General features: G+C 73.5%; 11 protein-coding genes. All 11 read right to left on the bottom strand.

The features are described 5' to 3' along the window. Positions 1–203: 203 nt before the first annotated feature. The 11 genes from LXT23_RS06170 to LXT23_RS50290 all read right to left on the bottom strand — a co-directional run bounded on the left by LXT23_RS06170 (position 204) and on the right by LXT23_RS50290 (position 23180). Positions 204–1031, bottom strand: a complete 828-nt coding sequence (locus LXT23_RS06170; protein WP_253979123.1) for an SRPBCC domain-containing protein — start codon at positions 1029–1031, stop codon at positions 204–206. Continuing rightward, positions 1028–1381, bottom strand: a complete 354-nt coding sequence (locus tag LXT23_RS06165; protein ID WP_253979122.1) for an ArsR/SmtB family transcription factor — start codon at positions 1379–1381, stop codon at positions 1028–1030. Before LXT23_RS06165 ends, LXT23_RS06170 begins: the two co-directional genes overlap by 4 nt. A gap of 89 nt (positions 1382–1470) precedes the next feature. Next, positions 1471–4710 carry a carboxypeptidase regulatory-like domain-containing protein gene (locus tag LXT23_RS06160; RefSeq protein ID WP_253979121.1) on the bottom strand — a complete coding sequence of 1080 codons (3240 nt, stop codon included), beginning with the start codon at positions 4708–4710 and terminating at the stop codon, positions 1471–1473. A gap of 91 nt (positions 4711–4801) precedes the next feature. Continuing rightward, positions 4802–5239: a YciI family protein gene (locus LXT23_RS06155; protein ID WP_253979120.1), complete on the bottom strand. Its 438-nt coding sequence runs from the start codon at positions 5237–5239 to the stop codon at positions 4802–4804. Between the two features lie 200 nt (positions 5240–5439). Next, positions 5440–8856, bottom strand: a complete 3417-nt coding sequence (locus LXT23_RS06150; protein ID WP_253979119.1) for an AAA family ATPase — start codon at positions 8854–8856, stop codon at positions 5440–5442. Next, positions 8853–10106 (bottom strand): metallophosphoesterase family protein, encoded by a 1254-nt coding sequence (locus LXT23_RS06145; protein WP_253979118.1) that lies wholly within the window; start codon positions 10104–10106, stop codon positions 8853–8855. The genes LXT23_RS06150 and LXT23_RS06145 overlap by 4 nt, the downstream gene beginning before the upstream one ends. An 87-nt stretch (positions 10107–10193) precedes the next feature. Continuing rightward, positions 10194–11165: a carboxypeptidase-like regulatory domain-containing protein gene (locus LXT23_RS06140; protein ID WP_253979117.1), complete on the bottom strand. Its 972-nt coding sequence runs from the start codon at positions 11163–11165 to the stop codon at positions 10194–10196. A 53-nt stretch (positions 11166–11218) separates the two neighbouring features. Beyond that, positions 11219–14464, bottom strand: a complete 3246-nt coding sequence (locus LXT23_RS06135; protein WP_253979116.1) for a carboxypeptidase-like regulatory domain-containing protein — start codon at positions 14462–14464, stop codon at positions 11219–11221. Between the two features lie 53 nt (positions 14465–14517). Beyond that, entirely contained in the window at positions 14518–16965 is a 2448-nt protein-coding gene (locus tag LXT23_RS50060) for a carboxypeptidase-like regulatory domain-containing protein (RefSeq protein ID WP_267146676.1), read from the bottom strand. Between the two features lie 24 nt (positions 16966–16989). Next, the gene (locus LXT23_RS06120) at positions 16990–20247 is read right to left on the bottom strand and encodes a carboxypeptidase regulatory-like domain-containing protein (RefSeq protein WP_253979115.1); all 3258 of its coding nucleotides are present in this window, start codon (positions 20245–20247) and stop codon (positions 16990–16992) included. A 26-nt stretch (positions 20248–20273) separates the two neighbouring features. Next, positions 20274–23180, bottom strand: coding sequence for a carboxypeptidase regulatory-like domain-containing protein (locus LXT23_RS50290; RefSeq protein WP_253979114.1), 2907 nt, complete (start codon positions 23178–23180; stop codon positions 20274–20276). Positions 23181–23335 lie beyond the last annotated feature (155 nt).

The following is a 23335-nucleotide window of genomic DNA, read 5'->3' as shown; positions in this document are numbered from 1 at the left end:
TCCGCCCGTGAGGGGAGGCGCGTTGCCCGGGAACGCGGGCGCGTGTGCCCGAGACGCAGGCACGCCCGCCCACACGGCCCACTGGCATTCAGGCCCGCGTTTCCCCCAGACGCGGGCGCGTCCGTGAGCGCCGCGCGTCACCGGGAGCCGCACCCGGCTTCACCCGGGTGTCGGGTCGCTGATGCCCCAGTCGGCCCCGCGGCTCAGGGCGACGCGGGCCGCTTCAGGCCACGGCCTCCGAAGGCATGGAGCGTCCGCGTGCCTGCGGTGTACCGCCCCCGGATGCGAGCGCCCCTGGGGACGACGAACTCCCGCCCGGCGCCGAGCGTGAAGTCCGTGCCGTTGATGCTCAGCACGTAGGTGCCCTCGAGGACGACAAGGTACTCCTCGAAGTCCTGGAGGTGCTCGCCGGTGTCCGCGTCGCTCTTCGCATGGCAGAGGGTGAGCTGGTTGCCGTCCGCGCCGTCGAACATGTGCACCTCGACGCCCGGGACGCGCAGCGCCGCGCCGTCGAGCCGGTTCCCCGGCGTCGTGAGGAACGTGGGGAAGCTGCCCAGGCCGAAGCGCGCCGCGTACTGCGCGTCGAGCACCGCCATGCGCTCCTTGTCGAAGCCCACGGAGGGCTTGCCGTCGAGCAGCGTCTCCAGATTCTCCAGGCACATGTGCCAGCCAGTGCCGTCGCGGTGCGCCCGGGCGCGGTCATCGAAGGTGCTGGTGAAGACGAGCAGGCAGCCGGGGCCCTCGGGCTTCAGCTCCCAGCGCAGCACGTCTCCCTCCCAGGAGAACTCCAGGACGCGCGGCGGGTCGAACACGGAGACCTTCCCCGTGGTCGGCGGGCCGGACTCGCCCGGGAAGACAAAGCGCAGCTCCGCGCCGGCCTCGCGCGCGCCCTCGATTCGGGCCGGGAACCAGTGGCTCAGCTCCGCGTTGTCCGTCAGCGCGCGCCACACCTTCTCCGGCCGGTGTGCGAGAAGCCGCTCGTAGCGCAGCTCGAACAGGTTGCCTTTCTTCTGAAGGGTTCCGTCCTTCATCGCTTCCTCCTGTGGGGCGGGCTCGGGGGGGTGGCGGGCCCGTCGTCCGCCATGGTGTCCAGGTGGCGCTCCAGCGCATCCAGCCGCCTGGACCAGAGCGCGCGGTACGGCGCGAGCCACGAGTCCAGCTCCAGCAGCGGCTCCGGACGCAGCCGGTACAGCCGCCGCTGCGCGTCCTGCTCCACGTCCACCAGCCGTGCGTCCTTGAGCACGCGCAGGTGCTTGGACACGGTGGGCTGCGTCAGCCCCAGCCGGTCCACCAGCTCGCCCACGGGGCGGCGGCCCTCGCGGAGCAGGTCCAGGATGCGGCGGCGGTTGGGCTCCGCCACGACGTCGAAGGCGCTCAGCATGTCCTGTATATGCTTATGGAGGCATATGCCTGTCAAGGCATGTTCATGTGAAGCGCAGGGCGGCTCCTGGGACGGGCGGGGCGGCGGCGTCAGAAGCCGCCGAACACGAAGGGCGTCCAGGCAGGCGTCACGTCGCGCACCAGGGTGCCCCCGGCGGGCACGTCCAGCTCCTCGCGGTGGACGCCCTGGAGCGAGCGCTCCACGAGGAAGAGCGTGGCGCGCCCTGGCGGGAGGTTGCGGAACGTCACGTCGCCCGGAAGCGCTCCCTCATAGGGGAACGAGCGGGCCTCCACGGGAGGGAAGTCCCGGAACAGCCGGGGCGGGGGCGCGACGCCCGGGTACAGGACGGCGAAGCCCACCGAGTCGTCCACGCGCAGCTCCAGCGTGGCCCCGGTGCGCCGCGCCGTCAGGTCGACGCGCACGGCTCCCTGGGCGGGGACCTGGACGTGCCGGGGCTCGAAGACGACGGAGCCCCGGCGGGGGCCGGGCACGAAGGCGAGCACCCGGTAGTCGCCGGGCTCCACGTCCTGCACCACTCCCGAGCCTCCGGGGACCGCGTAGGGGCGCGCCGTGAGGAGTTCTCCCTGCCGGTCCAGGTAGACGTGGGCCGTCATCGGCTTGCCCTGGGCATCCTGAATCGAGAACTCCACGCGGGCGCCCTGCACGAGGAGCACCGTGAGGTCCTCCGCGGCGTCCGTCCCCAGCTCGATGCGCCCGGGACGGTAGCCGTCCGCCTCCACGAAGAGCGGGAGCGGCCCGGCCTCCACGTGGGGCAGGGTGAAGGCCCCGCTGGCATCCGTGCGCACGACGTCCCGGTGGTTCTCGATGGGGAGGGTGGCGATTCTCGCGGGGGTGGCGAGGACGCTGGCGCCCACGACGGGCTCGGATGTCGTCGCGTCCAGCACCCGGCCCTGCACCCGGCGGCCCGGGCTTATGCGGATTTCACCCAGGTCCACGTCCATGCCCGCGCTCACCTCCACCTCGCGCAGCACCGGGGCCATTCCCTTCGCGGACAGCTCCATGCGCCAGGTGCCCGATGTCTCGACGGGACGGGAGAAGGCTCCGCGCGGGTCCGCCAGGTCCTTCCCGTTCAGGCGGAAGCGGGTGATGGGGGCACCGTCCGGCCCGGTGAGCCGGCCGTGGATGTGGCCCAGTCGCTCCAGGAAGAGGCGCACCTCCCCGCCTCCCGCGAGCACGTGGAGCCGCTGCAGCTGTGGCTGACCTCCCGTGGAGCGGGCGGCCACGAAGCGATGGTCGTCCGCGCGGACCTCCAGCCAGACCTCGTCGCCCGCGAGGTGCCGCAGCGTGAAGCGGCCGTCCGTCCCGGTGAGGGCGGAGGGCGGGAGCCCCACTGTCTCAGCCGCACGCCGCCACGTGGGCTCGGCATGCTGGGGCGGCAGCGGGAAGATCTGCACCCCGGACACCGGCTGGCCCTGCGCGTCCACCGCGAGCCCCGTGAGCGTCCAGCCCGACTCCAGGCGCAGGGACACCTCCAGCGCCTCGTTCTCTCGCAGCTCGACGGGCCGGGACGTGGAGCGCTCCACGCCGCCCGACACATGCGTCGCCTCCAGCACGAAGCGGCCCGGCTCCAGGCCCCAGAGGGAGAAGTGCCCGCGAGCATCCGTCAGGTCCTCGTCCTCTGCCCCGGTCGCTCCCTCCGCGCGCCACAGCGCCCTCAGGTCCTCGCCCTCGGCCGCGGCCGCTCCCTCCGCGCGCCACAGCGCCACCGTGGCCCCGGGGAAGGGGACACCGTGCTCATCGGTGAGCGTCCCCGACACGCGGGCCTTGCGCGGCAGCACCACCCGGACGTCCTTGGAGGGAGCGGTGACGAAGAGGTGCTCGCGGACGCGGCGCTCCTTGGCGGTGACCTCCAGCGAGAATTCGCCCGGCGCGGGGGCCTCCAGCACGAAGTGGCCCTCCTCGTCCGAGAAGCCGAAGCCCACGCTGTAGGTCTCTCCATCGCCGTCCTCGAAGTATTGCTTCAGCTCGAGGGCGACGCCGGCCACCGGATGGCCCTCGCCGTCCACCACCACGCCTTCGATGGGGACGGAGGACTCGAGCGTGAAGTCCACGCGCGCGTTCCCTGGCCCGGACTCCACGACCTCGGAGGCAAAGAGGTACCGGGGCACGGAGACCCGGACGCGATGTCTGCCGGGCTCCATGGGGCCCAGCGCGTAGTGGCCCGCGGCGTCGGTGAGCGCCTCGTGCTGCGTGGCGTACACCCGCGCGCCCGGGACGGGGGTGCCGGCGGCATCACGCACCGTGCCCTCGACGCGCAGTGCGCTGCCCAGCTCCAGGATGACCTCGGAGGGGAGCGCGTCCTGCTCCACCTGCGCGAAGGCATGCCTGTCGCCCAGCGTGGCCGAGAGCCGGTACGCGGCAGTGCCCAGCGCCTCGAAGGTGAAGCGCCCCTCCGCGTCCGTGGTGGCCACCTGCTCCAGCGTGGAGTCCTGCCGGTCGTCGCCCGTCGGCTTGCCCAGGCGCTCGGCCTGGACGCGCACGCCCGGCGCCGGACGGCCTTCGCCCAGGACGCGGCCCACGAGGCGCCGGGGACGATGGAGCGTCACCTGCTCGTGCTCGGCGCCCTTGCCGAGCTGCGGGAGCCAGCCCTCCTTCGAGAAGGCGGTGCGGTACTCCGCCAGCGGCAGCGGGCCGAGCCGGTAGCGGCCGTCCGCTCCCGTCTCCGTGTCGAAGAAGCGGGTGTGGCCGGTGTGCACCGCCGTCACCTGGACGCCGGCCAGGGGCGCGCCGTCCTCGCTGGAGACGCGGCCCTCCACCGTGACGCCCGCGCCGAGCACCCGCGTGAGGCCCTCCGTTCCGGCCGGCACCTCCGGCCACATGCCCGCGCCGCGCGCATCCATCGCCCAGAGCGCGAAGCTCCCCGGGGGCAGTCCCTCGAGGGTGAAGGTGCCGTCGCTCTCCGTGACAGTCTCGGCGTACACGGGGGCTTCCCCCTCGCGGGCGATGACGAACTCCAGCAGGGGGCCGGCGGCCTTGCTCAGGCACTTCTGGAGGGGTTCCTTCCATTCCGGTCGCTGGAGCACGTCGCCGCAGGACAGCTCGGACAGCGTGTGTCCTGCCTCGGGCCGCGTGGCGGAGAGGCGCACTCCGGCGAGCGGACCGCCGTCTCCGAGCAGGACGCCGCGGATGCGCAGGTTTCCGTCCGGGAGCGGCACGGCAGGGGGGAGGATGAAGCCCGTGCCCGTCCGGGTGGCGCTCCGGGACGGGCGCTCCGGCCTGCTGGAGGGCTCCTGCTTCCGGCTCAGGAGGGCTCCCAGCCCGAGCGCGATGGCCAGCACGGCAACGGCCACCGTCATCCCCTTGCGCATGCTCCCTCCTCGAGTCGCCCGAGAGTGTAACACCCGGGCGTCACGGCTCCGGGCGACGGAGGAGGCTGAGCGTCAACGGGGCGGAAGGGCGCTACGCCTTGCGCTGCTGGCTCTCGACCTCGCTGCGGAGACGGTCCTCCTGCGCGCGGAGCTCGGGGGTGAGCGCATCCCCGAAGTCGCTCGCCTCGAAGATGGGGCGGAGCTCGAGCACGGCCTCCTCGCCCGGCATCGGGTCGGGGCAGCGACGCGCCCACTCGACAGCCTCTTCCATCGACCGGACCTGCCACACCCAGAAGCCGGCGACGAGCTCCTTGGTCTCGGCGAAGGGGCCGTCAACGACGGTGCGCTTGTTCCCCGAGAACTGGATGCGCTTGCCCTTCACGCTCGGGTGAAGGCCATCGCCCGCGAGCATGATGCCTGCCTTGACGAGCTCCTCGTTGTACTTGCCCATCTCGGTGAGCGCCTTCTCGCTCGGCATGACGCCCGCTTCGCTGTTCTTCGTGGCCTTCACAATCACCATGACCCTCATTGATATGTCCTTTCGTTCAGGCGCCGCTGGCGCCGATGGGGTGTTCATATCCGCGACGAACGGGGCCGGGGGAGATCGACACGGCCGCGCGGGGATTTTTCTCCGCAGTGGGATTTCCGGTGTCGCCTGGCGGAAACCTCAGTGATGACGCGCGTTTATCCAGTGCGCCCGTTCGGCTGCCTCCGCTCCGGCCGGTCAAATCAGCCCGCCTGCAGCACGGAGGGCTGGGCCTGCTGAGGGGGGCTCGCGCGGGTCTCCAGCTCGTGGACCCGGGCCCCTTCGGCGGCGAAGGCCTCGCGCAGCCAGGGGTGGCAGGTGAAGGCAATCACCTGCTGGCGGGCGGAGAGCTTCGCCAGCAGGCGGATGGCGCCCCGGGCCCGCTCAGGGTCGAAGTTCACCAGCACGTCGTCCACGATGAGCGGCAGGGCGCCGCGCGTCTCGCCGAAGTCGCGCACCACGGCGAGGCGGAAGGCCAGGTAGAGCTGCTCGCGCGTGCCCCGGGAGAGCTGGGCCGCGCTCCAGTCGCGCTCGCCGTCGCTCACGCGCAGCTCCCGCTCCTCGCTGGTGGGGATGAAGACGCGGCGGTAGCGGCCCTGGGTCAGCGCGGCGAAGTGCTCGGAGGCGAGCTGCACCACGCGGGGCTGCTGGTCCTCCTCGAAGCGATGCCGGGCCCGCGCCAGCAGGGCCAGCGTCAGCCGGTCCGTGGCGTAGCGCGTGGCCAGCTCCGCGGCCTTCGCGCGGAGGGCTTCCTCCTCGATGCGCAGCCGCGCCAGCACGTCGTCGTTCTCCCAGCGCTCGAGCTGGCCGTGCACGGCGCCCAGCTCGGTGAGCACGGCCTTCAGTCGCTCCTGGGCTTCGGCGTGGCGTCCGCGCCGTGACTCCAGCGTGGAGCGCAGGCCCTCCTCGCCGCCTGCGTCACGGAGGGCCTCGCGGACCGGGGGCTCGGACAGCCCGGTGCGGGCCTCGATGCGCTGGGACAGCTCGCGCGCGCGGTGGGTGAGCTGGGCGTACCGGTGGGCCTGCGCGGCCCGGCGGCGGAATGTCTCTTCGTCGGGGCTGCCGCCCTCGGACAGCAGCGCGGCGATGGCCGCTTCTTCCTCGTGGCACAGGCCGTCCAGCCGAGCCTTCTCCGCGAGCAGCTCGCGGCGGCGCTCGTCCAGGGCCCGGCGCTCGCTGTCCTGCTCGCGGGCCGTCTCCAGCGCGGCGGCGACGCGTGCGGCTGTCAGCGCGAGGTCTGGTGTCTGCGTCGCGGGAAGTCCCGGCGCACCGGTCCCCGCTGTGCGCACCGCACTCTCAGCGGGCGTCTTCAGGCGCATCGCAACCTGGGCGGGCTCCGCCATGCCCGCTGCGCTCGAGGCGGGCCCGGCCAGGCGTGCCGCGCTCGGAGAAGCCTCCGAAGCGTCCACGATACCGGCTGTGTCGGAAGCCAGGTCCACCGGACCCGGCGCTCCCGCCTCCGTGGCCAGCCCGGCGGCCACCGCCTCCTTCCACAGCCGCGAGGCCACCTCCGCGCACGCCTGCTCATCCACCGCCAGCGCCGCTTCCTCCGTGCCCACGTCCAGCAGCCGCTGCCGCAGCGCCGCGGCATCCCGCCACAGCGCGAGCGCCGCCGACGCGGGGAGCCCGGGCGGGAAGCGCCGTGCCGTCAGGTGCGCCGCCAGCTCCGCCGTGAGCTCCGCATGCCGCGCCTCGGCCTCGCGCAGGGCCTCCTCCGCGCGCTGCTCCCCGCCCAGCGCCTCCGCATGTCCGTCGCGCAGCTTCTCCCACTCGCGGTGGAGCACCTCGCGCCGCCCGGCCCGCTCCAGCGCCTCCACGAGCGCCGCCTCGCGCGCCGCCATGTCCGCCGCCGTCACCACCGGCGCCAGGCCCGCCTCCGCGGCGGCGGCCAGCAGCTCGCGGTGCAGCAGCTCCTCGCGCGCGGCAAGCCCCGCCAGCGTCGAGCGCAGCCGCTCCTCCTCCTGCTGCTTCCACCGCTGGCGCGCGGCCTGGGCCTCCAGGCCCGCGTGGCGCGCGGCCTCCACGCGCCGCCGGGCCAGCTCCAGCACCCCCGTCAGCAGCAGCCCGCCCGCGAGGCTCAGCGCGCCCACGGCCGTCCCCGCCAGCAGCCACGCCACCACCGCGAGCACCACCGCCACCGCCGCCGCCGCCGGCACCCACCACACCGGCAGCACCAGCTCCGAGGGCGGCACCTCTCCCTGCGTGCGCATGCTCTCGAACTGCCGCCGCAGCTCCGAGCGCTGCTCGCCCAGGCGCTCCAGCTCGCCGCGCACCCCACGCAGCCGCGCCAGCCCCGCCTGCTGCTGCCGCACCTGCGCCGGCCGCACGTCCGGCAGGGCCTCCAGCTCCGCCTGGACGCGAGCCACCGCGGCACCCAGCCGCTCCCGCTCCGAGCGCGCCCGCGCCCGCGTGCCCGTGGCCTCGCGCCGCTCCGCCTCCACGGTGCCGAGCCGCGCCGCCAGCTCCTCCAGCGCCGCGCGCACGCTCGCGCTCAGGTCCAGTGCCAGCAGCCCGGGCCCATCCACCGGCAGCCCCAGTTCTTTCAGGGCGCCCTCCACCTGCCGCCGCTTCTCCACCACCGCCGCGCGCCGGGCGGGCAGGGCCCTCAGCAGCACCGCGCGCTCCGTGTACGCGGCCAGCGCCACGCGCAGCGCCTCCTCCCGGCCTCGCACCCGCGACGGCGCCGACAGCCGCTCCAGCCCTTCGTCCACGGATGCGAGCCGCTCCGCCAGTCGCGCCCCTTCGGCGCGGTAGCTCCGGCGCCGGTGCAGCGCGTCCTCCAGCCGGGCCTCTCCGCCCTCGGGGAAGCGCTCCAGCGCGGGCAGCGAGGCCAGCTCGGCCCGCGCCTCCGCCAGCGCCGCCACGTCTCCGAGCGCCGCCTCCAGCCGCGACAGGCGCTCCAGCTCGCGGCCCTCGTCGCGCAGCCGCGCCTCCAGCACCCGCTGCTCCTCGACCAGCCTGCCCAGCCGCTCCTTCTCCGCGAAGTACAGCGCCGGCCGGTTGCCCTCCTCGCGCAGCCGCGCCTGCACCTCCTCCAGCGCCTTCAGCGTCTCGTTGAGCGCGGGCTTCGTGCCGTTCGGCTTGTAGAGCTCGCTCGCGCGCTTCTCCAGCGTCGACACCACCTCCGGCAGCCGGCGCGCGCCGCGCATGCTGGCGGCGACGAGCGCCTCGGATGCGCCGCGCTGCTCGGTGAGCCGCTCGAAGCCGGCCAGCTCGTCCAGGCGGAAGGCGAACACGTCGAAGAACAGCTCGCGCGACACGTGCGCCAGCGCGTCCTCCAGCCGCTCGCGGGGCACTGGCTGCCCGTCCGGGCCCAGCACCGTCAGCTCACCCTCGGAGCGCCGGCCCGCCGCCAGGCGCCGCACCAGCAGCGGCCCCGCGTCCGTCATCAGGCGCAGCTCGCCGCCGAAGGGGCCGCCGCCCTCGGGCTCGTACCGCTCCGGCTGCCCGCGCTTCTCGAAGCCGAAGAGCATGCTGCGCAGGAAGGCCAGCAGCGTGCTCTTCCCCGCCTCGTTGGGGCCGTGGAGCAGGTGCAGCCCCGGGCCCAGCTCGCGCGTCAGCCCGGAGAAGCGGCCAAAGCCCAGCACACGCAGCGAGTCGATGCGCAGCCCTGGCTTCATGACGCGTCCTCCTCGTGCAGCGACTCCACCCCGTGCAGCCCCGCGCCCACCACCCACTCCGGCCGGGGCGCCTCCAGCACGTCCACGCCCAGCCGCTTCAGCCGCTGGCCCAGGCTGCCCAGCGCCTCCTGCTCCCACAGCCGCGCCAGCTCCTCCGGGCTCTCCGCCAGGAAGCGCGCCTCGTCCAGCAGCGTGCGCGCGAAGCCGCCCTCGGCCCGCAGCGCCTCCAGGTCCAGCTCCGGGCGCGTGCCGTCGCGCAGCGACTCCAGCAGCACGGGCGGGTGGCCTCGGGCCAGGCGCTCGCGAAGGTCCGTCTCCAGCTGCGCCAGCGCGCCGGGCCGCGCCAGCTCGCGGTGCAGCGGGCCCCGGCCGGTGAGGGTGAGCCGCACCGCATGGCCGTCCAGCTCCGCCGCGCACTGCGCCTCCACCGCCTCGCACGCGGTGGCCAGCAGCCCGTCCAGCGTGCCAATGCCAGACAATGGCAGCTCGAGCTTGTGCCAGCGCACGCCGTCCACCGGGACGAAGCGCCGCCGCATGCCGCCGTCCTCGATTTCGACGAGCATGCAGCCGCGCTCACCGGCCTCGTTGGCGTGCCGGCCCTGCGGGTTGCCCGGGTACACCGCCACGCCGCCGCCAGGCAGCGCGTGCTCGGCGCGCGTGTGCACGTGGCCCAGCGCCCAGTAGTCCAGCCCGCGTGAGCCCAGGCCCGCCGCCGTGCAGGGCGCGTAGTTGGCATGGCCCTCCGCGCCGCCCAGGTTGGCGTGCAGCAGCCCCACCGTGAAGCCCTCTTCCGTTCGGCGGTAGCGCGCGGACAAGTCATCGCGCACCTCCACGTCCGGATAGGAGATGCCCTGCACGCGGCACAGGCGCCGGCCCTCTCGCCGCACCTCCACCTCTTCCCAGTCCGGGCCGAACACCTTCACCGACGCGGGCAGGCCCAGCGTGCCGGTGTCCCCGCTCAGCGGGTCATGGTTGCCGTGGACGATGAAGGACTGGACTCCGGCGGAGTCCAGGCGGGCCAGCTCGCGGCGCAGCGCCAGGCGCGCGCGCACCGAGCGGTCCTTCACGTCGAACAAGTCCCCCGCGAGCAGCAGGAAGGCCACGCGCTCGCGCAGGCACAGGTCGACGATGCGCGTGAGCGCACGGAAGGTGGAGTCCTGGAAGCGGCCGAGCAGCGGCCCGTGGGAGGCCACCCCCCGGAACGGCGTGTCCAGGTGGAGGTCCGCGGCGTGGACGAACTTGAAGGGCATGGGGCTTCGTCAACCGTACCCGAAGCTGACCTGGCGCCCGATTTTCCGGCCCCGCACACAGGCGGGTGGTCGACACGGACCTGCCCTTTACGGCGACTCCACGTCGAATTGCCGCCACACCGGGTGTAGCTCGCGTGACACCGTCCCGCTGGCGGGGATGTCCAGCTCCTCCACGTGAATGGGGCGGCCCCGCTTCATCGGGTCGGTGCTACCGACGTGGATGAGGGTGGCGCGGCCCTCGGGTACATGGAACCAGGTGGCCTCGGACCCGAGCTTCTCAGAGGGCAGCTCCAGATGCTCCAGAGACCTCAAGTCCCAGAGCCGTCGAAGCGGGGGAATGCTCCCGGGGACGAGCAGCGTCAGGGCCCCTCCCTCCTCGGGGAGGCGCAGCTTCACCGTCGCGCCTCCCACGGCTTCCTTGAAGACGATGGGGAGCACCCCGTGCGTGAGCACCATCACGTGCTGGGGAAGGAACCAGGTCGGGCTCTGGACCTTCATCGCGGAGTCGAGCGCCGAGGCCGTCACCGTGTAGAGGCCCGGCGTCAGCGCACGCTGGACGACCCGGCCTCCCCGGGTGACCGCGGCCGGAGTGAAGTGGTGGTCGAGCTCGCCCATGATGAAGGTGACAACCGCCTCACGAGGCTGGCCGTGGCGGTCCAGCACCGTCACCTCCAGGCCCGGGCCCGGGTCCAGCGTCACCGTCAGCGGCTCGGACACGGACGTCACGAGGATGCGCTGCGGGGGGTAGCGGCGGGGGGCGAACACTTCGAGGGTGAACGGCGGCTGGCGCCGGTAGAACAAGCTGAAGGAGCCGTCCTCCGCCGTCTCCACGACGTACGGCTCGCTGCGGGGTGCCTTGTCGGTGGGGGCCCCGGCCGTTCGCGCGACGAAGACGATGGCGCCCTGCACCGGCTCGGACGTCTCCGCGTCAATCACCTTGCCGCGCGTCAAAGGGACGCGGGGCTGGGGCGGCGCGCTTCCGAGCAACAGCCCCGCGCCTGGAAGTGCGAGCGCCCAGAGGACGACGAGCCCGAGCCTGCTTCGTCGTGTCGTGTGCATGGTTCCCCTCTCGTATCGAGCCACAGCCGTCATGGGAATGCGGGTCGGTCCAACTAGAACGCCGTGGCGTCGAGTGAACGCCACACCGGGTTCAGCTCGCGTGACACCGTGCCACTGGCGGGGACGTCCAGCTCCTCGACGTGGAGCTGCTTCGGGGAGGCCGGGTTGCGAAGGAGGAGGGTCACCCGGCCCTCGGGGACGTGGTGGAAGGTGGCCTCGCCCGCGGAGTCCGCGGACATCCACCCCTCGCGAGACAGGTGGAACAGGCCCGCGGCGGTCTCGGGCGGACGCACGCTTCCCTGGACGAGCAACACGCTCCGGCTGGCGCCGTCCGGAACGCGCAGCTTCAGCGTGGCGCCTCCCACCACCTCCTTGAAGGTGAGCTGGACCGCGCCGCTGGCGGGCAGCACCACGCGCTGGGGAAGGAACCGGAGCCGCCCGCTCTCTGCTTCTCCCGGGGCCCTCACCACAATCGTGTAGGGGCCCGGCTCCAGTCCGCGCTGGACGAGCCGCCCCTCCTTGACGGTGCCGAGCCGGGGTGAGTCGAAGATGTCCTGGACGAGCGGGCCTCTCTCGTCGATGCGGGAGGGGACGGAGTCGGAGTCCTCTGCGAAGCGGACCGAGGCTTCGGGGATGGGGCCCTGGCCGTCCATCACCGTCAACTCCACGCGGGGGCCCGGGTCCAGCCTCACCGTCACCTCCTCCTTCGCGCCCGCCTCCACGGTGAGGCGCTGCTCCCGGTAGCGGCCCCTGGCGCTCACGACGAGGATGAGGGGGCCCGGGTCCAGGGGGCCCACCTTGAAGGAGCCGTCCGCGGCCGAGTCCCCACCGCGCGGCACCTCTTCCTCGTCGCCATGTTCGTTGTAGCCGCGCTTCACCAGGGGCCTGATGAAGGCGCCCTGCACCGGCAGCGACGTCTCCGCGTCCACCACCCGGCCACGGACCTCGAGGCGCGGCGTCATCCGCAGCTCGCCCAGGTCCACGTCCCGTCCGTCGTCGCGGAGGCTCACCTGGCGCACCAGCGGGCTCATGCCCCGGGCCCGGAAGAGGAGCACGATGGGGCGTGGCAGCGCGTCGATGGGCAGGGCGAAGGCGCCGGCCGTGCCCGACACGCGCCGGTCGGACACCTGGAACCACGGGAGGGGCGCACCGTCGGGTCCCACCAGCCGTCCGATGACGTGGGGGTGCCGCTTCATCACCAGCCTCACCTGGGCCGTGTCCGCGCCGACGCGAAGCCAGTCCGCCCCGTCCACACGCTGGCCTCCCTTCGAGCGCTCGGCCGAGAAGGTGTGGCCTTCCTTCGACACGGCCACGTCGTAGGCGGGCTCCGTCAGGTGCCACACGGTGAAGCGGCCGTCCGGGCCCGTGACGATGTGCCTGGAGTCGTGGGGACTGTTCTCCGAGGGGAGGCGGACCTGGAGGTACGCCCGGTCGACGGGCCTGCCGGCGTGGTCCACCACGAGGCCGGACAGGGTGCGCTCCGGCGGCATCTTCAGTGTCACCTCCAGGGGTTCTCCCGCACGCAGGTCCACCTCCCGCGAGGTCCGGTGGGCGAGCCCCTGGAATGCCCGCGCGGCCCACAGCACGTAACGGCCGGCCTTCACTCCTCGGACGTGGAAGCGCCCTGTCGCATCGGTGGGCTCGGGGTGAGGGAGCTCCGGCTTCGCGCCCTGTGCCGGGTCCTGGAGCTCCACCCAGCAGTCCGTCAGCGGGACTCCATCCGCATCCAGCACCACTCCCTTCACGGCTGCGCCCGGTCGCAGCGAGAGGTGGACGTCCTCGGCCGGCGCGCGGACCGGGAAGGGCGTGCGCAGCTGGCGAGACTCCCTGACGTCGATGCGATGGTCCCCGGCGGTGTCGGCCCTCAGGAGGAAGCGGCCGTCCTCGTCCGTCCGGGCCTCGTCCTGGAGCGCGTCGCCCTCCGGGGTGGGCCGCACGAGGGACAGCGCGAGCCCCGGCAGCGGCTGCCCCTTGGGGTCGGTGACGCGGCCGGCGACGGAGCTGGCGCGGGTGAGGGTGAGGTCCACGGGGCCCGTGTCCCGGGTGAGCTCGCGCTGCAGCGGCTCCTTCGAGGCGAGGTGCCGGCGGGACTCCACCTCGAAGCGCCAGGTGCCGGGCTCCACGGGGCCCAGGCGGTAGCGCCCGTCCTCGCCGGTGAGCGTCTCCGCCACCGGGTGGAGGCCCCGCGGCGAGACCAGGGCCACGCGAGCCCCGGCCACGGGCCGCCGCCCGTCGTCGGACACGCGGCCCTCGACGTGGAGGGCGCTGCCCGGCTCCAGGACGACCTCGGGCGGAGGCGTGGAGCCCTCCAACTGCACGCGGGCGAGCGCATACCGTCCGTCGCTCGACGCGCTGAGCGTGTACCCGTCCGCCGAGGGCAGCTGGAAGGTGAAGCGGCCCTGCGCGTCCGTGGGGGTCAGGCGGGCGCGGGTATCCGGGAGGTCGTCGCCCCGGCTCACGCGGACCTCGGCGCCCTGCACGGGGGCTCCGCCGGACAGCACGCGGCCGGTGAGCGCGTGATGGCCGTGCAGGTTCCAGGGCCTCGCGCTGGCCACCGCGAGCGCGAGGGGTTTGCCCTCGTGGGAGACGAAGGCGACGAGGGGACCGGGTGGCACCGGGCCGATACGGAAGTGGCCGTCCGCGCCGGAGGTCGCGTCGAAGAAGCGGGTGTGACGGGCGTCGAACACCGTCACCGTGGCACCGGCCAGCGGCGCGTCGTCCTCCGCCTCGACGAGGCCCTCCACCACCTCGCCCTTCCCCAGGATGAGCTTCACGCCGTCGGTGCCCGCGGGGATGCCGGAGCGCAGCACCGCCCCGTGCTCCCCCAGCGCCCAGAGCGCCAGCGGGCCTTCGGGGAGCCCCTCGAGGACGAAGGTGCCGTCCGTGGCGGTGGTGGCCTCGGCGTAGAGGGGCGCCTCTCCCTCGCGCGCGGCGACGCGCTTCAGGAGGACGTCATGCAGCCGTTCCAGGCACTCGGAGAGCCTCTTGTCCGGATGGAAGCGGTCCGGCCGTAGGACCTCCTCGACGCAGTGCTGCTCCGACAGCGTCTGTCCGGGCACCGGCCAGGTGGCGGAGACGCGGGCTCCGGCCACGGGCGTCCCCAGGCGCTCATCCATCACGGTGCCTCGGATGCGCAGGCCCGCGCTGGGCCGCCGCGTCTGGGGCGCCGGGGCAGGCTTCTCCGAGCGCGCCACCGGAGCCGGGGCCTGGAGAGGCTCGCTTCCGAGGAGCAGCCACACCCCCAGGAGCGCGAGCACTCCGAGGACGGCGAGTCCCAGCAGCCACCGACTCGTGCGCATGCTTCCCTCCAGAGCGTGGGCCAGACGCAACAGGATAGCAGAAGCGCGCGGGCTCAGTCCTGCCCGGCGTCGGCGGTCATCCGCAGCACGCCCAGGTCCAGGTCCTTCCCTCGCGAGTACGCCTCCACCTGTCGCTCCAGGCGCTCCAGGCCGTCCGCCCACAGGGTGAGGATGAAGGGGCCATCCTCCTGCATGGGAACCGCGAAGGCGCCATTCGCGTCCTCCACCGGGACGTTGTTCGCGATGAAGCTGGGAAGAGGAGCGCCATCGGGGCCCACCACGCGGCCGACGACGTGAGGCCTGCGCTCCAGGACGATGTGGAGCGGGCCCGTGTCCGGGCCTGTGCCGAACCGGTCCCCGTCCACCAGCGGAGCCCCCTTCGAACGCTCGGGGACCAGGGTGTAGCCATGCTTCCAGACGCCGACGTCATACGCGGCCTCCGTCAGGTAGCGCAGGGTGAAGCGGCCGTCCGGGCCCGTGGGGATGCTGCCCGAGGGTGGAGTGGGACGGCCATCGAGGCGCCTTTCCCGGATGCGCACCCTGCCGCGCTCGGGTGGCCAGGCCCGGAGGTAGGCGCCCTCGAGCGGCCTGCCCTCGCCGTCCACCACTGTGCCGGACAGGGTGCGCTCCGCGGCCAGCCGCAGCTCCACCTCGGGATGGACGCCGTCACCCAGCTTCACCTCGCGCGACGCCTCGCGCTTGACGCCGCCCATCTCCCGCGAGGCCCGCAGCACGTAGTCGCCGGGCTTCACGCCCTGGAGGTGGAAGCGCCCCTGCTCGTCGGTGTGCGCCTCACGGTGGGAGCCCGCGCCGTCCTCCGGCCCCCTGGCGTCCGGAAACACCCGGAACTGGTCCACCGGCAGGCCGTGCGCATCCACCACCGTCCCCTTCACGGAGGCCCCCGCGCGCATCCGGACGTGGACGTCCCTGGCGGGCGCCCGGACGGGGAGGTCCACGCCGAGGAAGCGCTGGTCGAAGACCTTGAGGCGGTATTTCCCGGGGGCGCTGGCGTCGAGGATGAAGCGGCCCTCCTCGTCCGTCCAGGCCTGCTCCAGGGGCGCGTGGAAGCCCAGCGAGTCCTCGGGCTTGGGGCGCACGAGCGACAGCTCGAGGCCCGGCAGGGGGCGCCCCTCGGGGTCGGTGACGCGGCCGGTGACGGAGCTGGCGCGGGCGAGGGTGAAGTCCACGGGGCCCATGCCCGCGGAGAGCTTGCGCTCCAGCGGCTGGCGCGTGTCGACGTACCGGTCGGCCTTCAAATAGAAGCGCCAGCCGCCGGGCTCCACGGGGCCCAGCCGGTAGCGGCCGTCCTTGCCGGTGACGGTCTCCAGCGTCGTGACGTCGGTCGACGACGACGACAGGGACACCCGAGCGCCGGCCACGGGCCGCCGCGCGCTGTCGGACACGCGGCCCTCGACATGGAGGGCGCTGCCCAGCTCCAGGAGGACCTCGGGCGAAGGCGCTGCTCCCAGCTCCACGCGGGCGAGCGCATACCGTCCGTCGCGCGAGGCGCTGAGCGTGTGCTGGCCGCTCAAGGGGAGCACGAAGCGGAAGCGCCCCTCGGCGTCCGAAGTGGCGGTGCGGTCCCTGTTGCTGGGAATGCTCTCTCCGGGAGTCACGTGCACCTCGACGCCCGGGACGGGGGCGCCTCCAGACAGCACGCGGCCGGTGAGCGGGTGCGGGCGGTGGAGTGTCACCTCCAGCTTCGCGTCATCGAACTCGAGCTCCGGGAGCCAGCCTTCGCGGGCGACGACGACGTAGAAGGCGCCGTGCGGCAGCGGGCCGACGCGGAAGCGGCCGTCCGCGCCGGTGGTCGCGTCGAAGAAGCGGGTGTGAGGGCCGTGCAGCACCGTCACCGTGGCACCGGCCAGGGGCGCGCCGTCCCCCAGGACGAGGCCCTCCACCACGCGGCCCTCCTCCAGCACCAGCTTCACGCCCTCGGTGCCGGCGGGAAGGCCGGGGTGCAGCACCGCGCCGTGCTCGGCGAGGACCCAGAGCGCCAGGGGCCCTTCGGGCAGCCCTTCGAGGACGAAGGTGCCGTCGTCGGCGGTGGTGGCCTGGGCATGGACGGGGGCTTCGCCCTCGCGCGCGGTGACGCGCTCCAGGACGAGGCCGCTCGCCATCCCCATGCAGCCGGGGAGCTTCATGCCCCGGGCCTCGGGAGGAACCCTTCCGTCATGCAAGGCCTTCAGGGGCTCTTCGGGGCAGGGCAGCTCCGACAGCGTCTGTCCGGGCTCCGGCCACGACGCGGAGACGTGGGCTCCGGCCACGGGCTCGCCCCGCACGTCCACCACGGTGCCGCGGATGCGCAGGCCCGCCGCATCGGGGCGCAGCGTCCGAGGTGCCACGAGCGCACGTGCCGGGAGTCCGGCATCCGCGGGGCGAGCCACCTGGGCGGTGTCCTGCGGCGGTGAACGCGCGCCGCCGCCGCGGAGCAGCCAGCTGCCGCAGAGCGCGAGCACTCCGAGGACGACGAGCGCGGACAGCCACCAACGCGTGCGCATGCTTCTCTCCATGGGCAGGTCACTTCATCTATGGATGATGGTGAGTTTCGTGGCGTCGAGGGTCCGCCACACCGGGTGGAGCTCGCGGGACAGCGTGCCTCCGGCCGGGATGTCCAGCTCCTCCAGGTGGAAGCGGGTGCCGTCCTCGTCGTCGAAGAAGAAGACGGTGGTCCGGCCCTCGGGCACGTGGCGGAAGGTGGCCTCGTTCTGCCGCTGCTCGCCGATGAGCGCCTGGACCCCCCAGCGGTCCAGCTCCTGCGCGTCCCGGGTGTCGGGGATGCTGCCAGGAATCAGGTGGAAGCGGGAGACGCGGCCGCTCGCCGCGCGCAGCTTCACCGTGGCGCCGCCCCCGGCTTCGTCGAGGGCCACCTGGACGACGCCGCTGGCGGGCACCACCACGCGCTGGGGATGGACGAGGAGCGCGCTTTCCTGCCGGGCCTGCCGGGCCTCCTTGAAGCCTGGCCGCACGGTATAGGTCCCCGGCTCCAGGCCGCGCTGGACGAGCCGGCCGCCGGGGGCATCCGCATCCACCGAGGTGTCGTCATCACGGTGGAAGTGGACCGACGCCGCGCGCAGGCGGCCCTGCCCGTCCTTCACCGTCACCTCCACCCGGGCGCCCGGGTCCAGGCGCACCACCACTTCCCCCGACGAGGAGTCCACCGACACGCGCTGGCGGCGGTAGTGGTGGCTCTTGCTCACCACGAGGCGGACGGTCTCCGTGTCCAGGTTCTCCAGCGTGAAGGTGCCGTCCTTGTCCGAGAGCCCGGTCTCCCCCGGGAAGTACGTCCCCTCGCGGGTGGTGAGCTCGATGAGGGCGCCCTCCACCGGCGCGGACGTCTCGGCGTCGATGACGCGGCCCCGGAGGGGGCGGCCCGGAGCCATCCGCACCACGCCCAGGTCCACATCCGGCCCCCGGTTGCGCTGCTCCACCACGCGCGCCACCGTCGCCATGCCTTCCGCCATGAAGTAGAGCTGGATGGAGCCCTGGCCGTCGATGGGTAGGGCGAACGTGCCGTCGGAGCGCTCAGGCGGGGAGTGGTTCACGGTGAAGTCGGAGAAGGGGGCGCCATCCGGGCCCACCACGCGGCCGATGGCGTGGGGCCGCCGCATCAGGACGACGTGGAGCGGCCCCGTGTCCGGGCCCACGCGGAACCCCTCGTCATCGACCGGGGCCCCCGTCGAGCGCTCGGGGACCAGCGTATAGCCATCCTTCCAGACGGTGACGTCGTACGCGGCCTCCGTCAGGTGGCGCACGGTGAAGCGGCCATCCGGGCCTGTCGGCGTGCCATTGGGCGGGCCATGGTGGCTGTTGCGGCCCTCCCGCTTCCAGTGCGGTGCGTCTTCCTGGGGCGTCCTGGCTCGGACGAAGGCGTTCTCTATCGGGCGGCCTTCGCCATCCACCACGACGCCAGTCAGCGTGCGCTCCGCGTCCACGCGCAGCTCCACGTCGGGGTGGGGGCCTTCTGCCAGCACCACCTCGCGCCAGGCCCTGCGGGCCGTGCCGTCCGTCTCGCGCGAGGCCAGCAGCACGTAGCGGCCGGGCTTCACGCCCTGGAAGGCGAAGCGTCCTTGCGCATCGGTGCGCGCGCCGCGCCGCTGGTGCGTTTCCGCCTCCGGGGCCGTCACCTCCACGAAGAAGTCCTGCAGCGGGAGGCCGTGCGCGTCCACCACCGTCCCCTTCACGGAGGCCCCCGCTTGCAGCGTGAGGTGGACGTCCTCGGAAGGTGCCCGGACGGGGAGCTCCGCGTCGAGGAAGCGCCCGTCCTGGACCTCGATGCGGTAGTCCCCGGGCGCATCGGCGTCGAGGACGAAGCGGCCGTCCTCGTCCGTCCACGTCTCCTCCTGGCGCTCGGTGTTCCCCGGGTCGTCCTCGGGGCCGGGGCGCACCAGGGTCAGCTCCAGGGCCTTCAGGGGCTGTCCCTCGGCGTCGGTGACACGGCCGCTGACGGAGCTGGCGCGGGTGAGGGTGAAGTCCACCGGGCCCGTGCCGTGGGTGAGCGTGCGCTCCTCGGGACTGACCAGGTCGACGTGCCGGTCGGCGAACACCCGGAAGCTCCAGTCGCCGGGCTCCACCGGGCCCACCTGGTAGCGGCCCTCCGCGTCGGTGACGGTCTTCAGGATGGAGGCGTAGTCGGAGGAGACGACGGCCACGCGAGCGCCAGCCACGGGCCGCCGGGCGTCGTCGGACACGCGGCCCTCCACGCGCAGGGCGCTGCCCAGCTCCAGGACGACCTCGGGCGAAGCCGCCGCGCCGAGCGTCGCGCGGGTGACCGCGTGGCGTCCGTCCTGCGAGGCGCTGAGGGTGTGCGGGCCGTCGGAAGACAGGACGATGGAGAAGCGCCCCTGGGCATCCGAGGTGACCGCGAGGGACGTGACGTCGGGGATGGCATTGCCGGGGCTCACGCGCACCGCGACACCGGGCACGGGGGCGCCGCCGGACAGCACGCGGCCGGAGAGCGGGCGCGAGCGGTGGAGCTTCAGCTCCATCACCGGACCGACGGGGGTGAGCTCCGGGAGCCAGCCCGGGTGGGCGGCGATGGCGTGGTTGGAGCCCCAGGGCAGCGGGCCGAGGTGGAAGCGGCCCTCCGCGTCGGTGGTGGCGTCGAAGAAGCGGGGGTGCTCGGCATCGAACACCGTCACCGTGGCGCCGGCCAGGGGCGCGCCGTCTCCCAGGACGCGGCCCTCCACCACGCGGCCCTCCTCCAGCACCAGCTCCACGCCCTCGGTGCCGGCGGGGATGCCGGGGCGCAGCGCCACGCCGTGCTCGGCGAGGGCCCAGAGCGCCAGGGGCCCTTCGGGCAGCCCTTCGAGGACGAAGGTGCCATCCGCGGCGGTGGTGGCCTGGGCATGGACGGGGGCCTCGCCCTCGCGCGCGGTGACGAGCTCCAGGATGAGGTCCCTCGCCAGGCCCATGCAGTCGGGGAGCTTCTCGCCCTGGTCGCTGGAGTCCCTCGCGTCGGGCCAGTCGCCCGCGGGAGGCTCGGGGCAGGGCAGCTCGGACAGTGTCTGTCCGGGCTCCGGCCACGAGGCGGAGACGTGGGCTCCGGCCACGGGAGCGCCATGGACGTCCACCACGGTGCCGCGGATGCGCAGGTGGGCGCCGGGCTGAGGGGGGCGGGGCTGCGTGGAAGGAAGATTCAGGGGCTTCGCGGACGTGGGGCGAGCCGCGCGGGCCGGGTCGGATTCCGGGGCACGCCAGTCACTTCGCAGCAGCAGCCATCCTCCCAGGAGCGCGAGCGCTCCGAGAACGACGAGTCCGACCCTCCACCCACGCGTGCGCATGTCTCTCTCTGGTGCGGGAGCGTCGCTCATTCCGTGAAGGCCACCTGCACGACGCCGCTGGCGGGCACCGAGACGCGCTGGGGATGGAAGACGGGCGTCTTCCCACGCCGGACCTCCTCGGGGTCCACCCGCACGGTATAGGTCCCCGGCTCCAGGCCGCGCTGGACGAGCCGGCCCTCGGGTGCGTCCGCACGCACCTCGGGGACTTCGCTGTCACGGTGGAAGAGGACCGACGCCGCGCGGAGGCGGCCCTGCCCGTCCTTCACCGTCACTTCCACCCGGGCGCCCGGGTCCAGGCGCACCGTCAGCGCTCCCTGCACGGAGTCCACGGGGACGCGCTGGACGCGGTAGCGGTCGCTCGCGCTCACGACGAGCACGGTGGCCTCCGCGCTCACGTTCTCCAGCGTGAAGGAGCCGTCCTTGGCCGAGGGCACGGCTTCCTCCGGGAGCTGCGTCCCGTCGCGGGTGCTGAGCGTGATGAAGGCGTCCTCCACCGGCGCGGACGTCTCGGCGTCGATGACCCGACCGTGGAGGGTGGGGCCCGGAGCCATCCGCACCACGCCCAGGTCCACGTCCGGCCCCCGGGTGCGCTGCTCCACCACACGCACCACCGTGGCCATGCCCTTGGCCTTGAAGTGGAGGGTGAGCGGGCCCTCTCCGTCGATGGGATAGGCGAACGTGCCTTCAGAAATCTCCGCCCAGATGGGGCTCATAGAGAAGTCGGAGAGGGGGGCGCCATCGGGGCCCACCACGCGGCCGACGGCATGGGGCTTGCGCGCCAGGACGAAGTGGAGCGGCCCCGTGTCCGGGCCCACGCGGAACAGCCCTTCCTCCACGAGCCGGGCTCCCGTCGAGCGCTCGGGGTCCACGGTGTAGCCCGACTTCCAGAGGGAGACGTCGTACGCGGCCTCCGTCAGGTGGAGCAGGGTGAAGCGGCCATCCGGCCCCGTCGGGGTGCCGAAGGGCGCGGTCCGGTTGTGGCTGGTGCGGCCCTCCTGCTTCCAGTGCGGTGCGCCCTGCTGGGGCGTGCGGGCCCGGACGTAGACGTCCTCGAGCGGCGTGCCCTCGCCATCCACCACGGTGCCGGACAGCGTGCGCTCCGCGTCCAGTCGCAGCTCCACGTCGGGGTGGGCGCTCGAGCCCAGCTCCACTTCGCGCCAGACCCTGCGGATGGTGCCGGCCGTCTCCTTCGAGGCCAGCAGCACGTAGCGGCCAGGCGGGAAGCCTTTGAGGTGGAAGCGCCCCTGTCCATCGGTGGTCTCGCGCTGCAGGCGGTACTCGGTCACCGCCTGCTCCGGGGGCTGCAGCTCGACATGGAAGCCCTGCAGTGGGAGGCCGCGCGCATCCACCACCGTCCCCTTCACGGAAGCTCCCTCGCGCACCACGAGGCGGATGTCCTTCGAGGGCGCCTGGACGGTGGCCCTCCCGGAGAGGAAACGCTTGTCGGAGACCCGGATGTGGTAGCGCCCGGGCGCCTTGGCGTCGAGGAGGAAGCGGCCATCCTCGTCCGTCCACGTCGCCTCCTGGCTCTCGAGGGTCAGCTTCAGGCCCGGGATGGGCCGTCCCGCGGAGTCGACGGCGCTGCCGCTGATGGAGCTGGCGGGGTCGAGGGTGAAGTCCACCGGGCCCATGCCCTGGCTGAGCGTGCGCTTCCCGGCCGAGAACACGTCGACATATCCATCGGCCTTCAGGCTGAAGTCCCAGGTGCCGGGCTCCACCGGGCCGAGCTGGTAGTGGCCGCGCGCGTCCGTGACAGTCTCCAGGATGGAGGCGGAGTCGGCGGCGCGGAGGGTCACGCGAGCGCCAGCCACGGGCCGTCGGGCGTCGTCGGACACCTGGCCCTCGACGCCCATGGCGGTGCCCAGCTCCAGGACGACCTCGGGCGGAGCCGAGGCGCCTGCCTCCACACGCCCGATGGCGTAGCGTCCAGCATGCGAGGCGCTGAGGGTGTGCGAGCCGTACTCGGACGATAGGACAAAGGAGAAGCGTCCCTGGGCATCCGAGGGGGTCTTGAGATTCTCCAAGCCGGGGATGAAATTGCCGGGGCGCATGCGCACCTCGACACCGGGCACGGGGGCGCCGCCGGACAGCACGCGGCCGGAGAGCGTGCGCGGGCGGTGGAGCTCCAGCTTCCTGTCCGTGTCGACGAGCGCGTACCTGGGGAGCCAGCCCTTGCTGGAGACGACGGCGCGGTCGGCGCCCCAGGGCAGCGGTCCGAGGTGGAAGCGGCCCTCCGCGTCGGTGATGGCGTCGAAGAAGCGGGTGTGGTTGAGGTCGAACACCGTTACCGAGGCGCCGGCCAGGGGGGCGCCGTCTCCCAGCACGAGGCCCGAGACCATGCGGCCTGCTTCGGTGAGCACGAGCTCCACGTCCTCGGTGCCGGCGGGGATGCCGGAGCGCATCATCGCGCCGTGCTCGGCGAGGACCCAGAGCGCCTGGGGGCCCTCGGGAAGATTTTCGAGGACGAAGGTGCCGTCCGCGGCGGTGGTGGTCTGGGCATGCACGGGGGCCTCGCCCTCGCGCGCGGTGATGAGCTCGATGATGAGGTTCCAGGCGAGATCCTCACAGCGGGGGAGCTTCTTGCCCTGGAAGCTCAGGTATCTCCCGTCGGGCCAGTCGCTCATGGGAGGCACGGGGCAGGGCAGCTCCGACAGCGTCTGGCCGGGCTCCGGCCACGAGGCGGAGACGTGGGCTCCGGCCACGGGAGCGCCATGGAGGTCCACCACGGTGCCGCGGATGCGCAGGTGGGCGCCGGGCTGCGGGGAGCGGGGCGGCGTGGAAGGCAGATTCAGGGGCTTCGCGGACGTGGGCCGAGCCGCACGGGCCGGGTCGGGTTCCGCGGTGCGGACGTCACCGCGCAGCAGCAGACAGCCCCCCAGGAGCACGAGGGCCACGATGACGATGAGTCCAATCCCCCACGCACGCGTGCGCACGACATTCCTCCATCCACGCCCTGGCGTGGATGCAACACGATAGCAGGGAAGGGGGACAGCGACGGGACGGCCGCCGTTGCTCGCGGGGGAAGGGGACAGCGGGATGGGGACGGCACTCGCTCCCAGCAGGCGTGGTGAATCGTTCGCGCACCCTT

Source organism: Pyxidicoccus xibeiensis (assembly GCF_024198175.1).
Classification (GTDB): domain Bacteria; phylum Myxococcota; class Myxococcia; order Myxococcales; family Myxococcaceae; genus Myxococcus; species Myxococcus xibeiensis.
Note: the sequence above shows the minus strand (reverse complement) of the source record. Positions and strands in the feature narration are given on the sequence as shown.

What these genes read in the sequence shown, in the direction of transcription:
- LXT23_RS06170 (WP_253979123.1), bottom strand. Translation starts at nt 1,031, where the DNA reads ATGAAGGACGGAACCCTTCAGAAGAAAGGCAACCTGTTCGAGCTGCGC.
- LXT23_RS06165 (WP_253979122.1), bottom strand. Translation starts at nt 1,381, where the DNA reads ATGCTGAGCGCCTTCGACGTCGTGGCGGAGCCCAACCGCCGCCGCATC.
- LXT23_RS06160 (WP_253979121.1), bottom strand. Translation starts at nt 4,710, where the DNA reads ATGCGCAAGGGGATGACGGTGGCCGTTGCCGTGCTGGCCATCGCGCTC.
- LXT23_RS06155 (WP_253979120.1), bottom strand. Translation starts at nt 5,239, where the DNA reads ATGAGGGTCATGGTGATTGTGAAGGCCACGAAGAACAGCGAAGCGGGC.
- LXT23_RS06150 (WP_253979119.1), bottom strand. Translation starts at nt 8,856, where the DNA reads ATGAAGCCAGGGCTGCGCATCGACTCGCTGCGTGTGCTGGGCTTTGGC.
- LXT23_RS06145 (WP_253979118.1), bottom strand. Translation starts at nt 10,106, where the DNA reads ATGCCCTTCAAGTTCGTCCACGCCGCGGACCTCCACCTGGACACGCCG.
- LXT23_RS06140 (WP_253979117.1), bottom strand. Translation starts at nt 11,165, where the DNA reads ATGCACACGACACGACGAAGCAGGCTCGGGCTCGTCGTCCTCTGGGCG.
- LXT23_RS06135 (WP_253979116.1), bottom strand. Translation starts at nt 14,464, where the DNA reads ATGCGCACGAGTCGGTGGCTGCTGGGACTCGCCGTCCTCGGAGTGCTC.
- LXT23_RS50060 (WP_267146676.1), bottom strand. Translation starts at nt 16,965, where the DNA reads ATGCGCACGCGTTGGTGGCTGTCCGCGCTCGTCGTCCTCGGAGTGCTC.
- LXT23_RS06120 (WP_253979115.1), bottom strand. Translation starts at nt 20,247, where the DNA reads ATGCGCACGCGTGGGTGGAGGGTCGGACTCGTCGTTCTCGGAGCGCTC.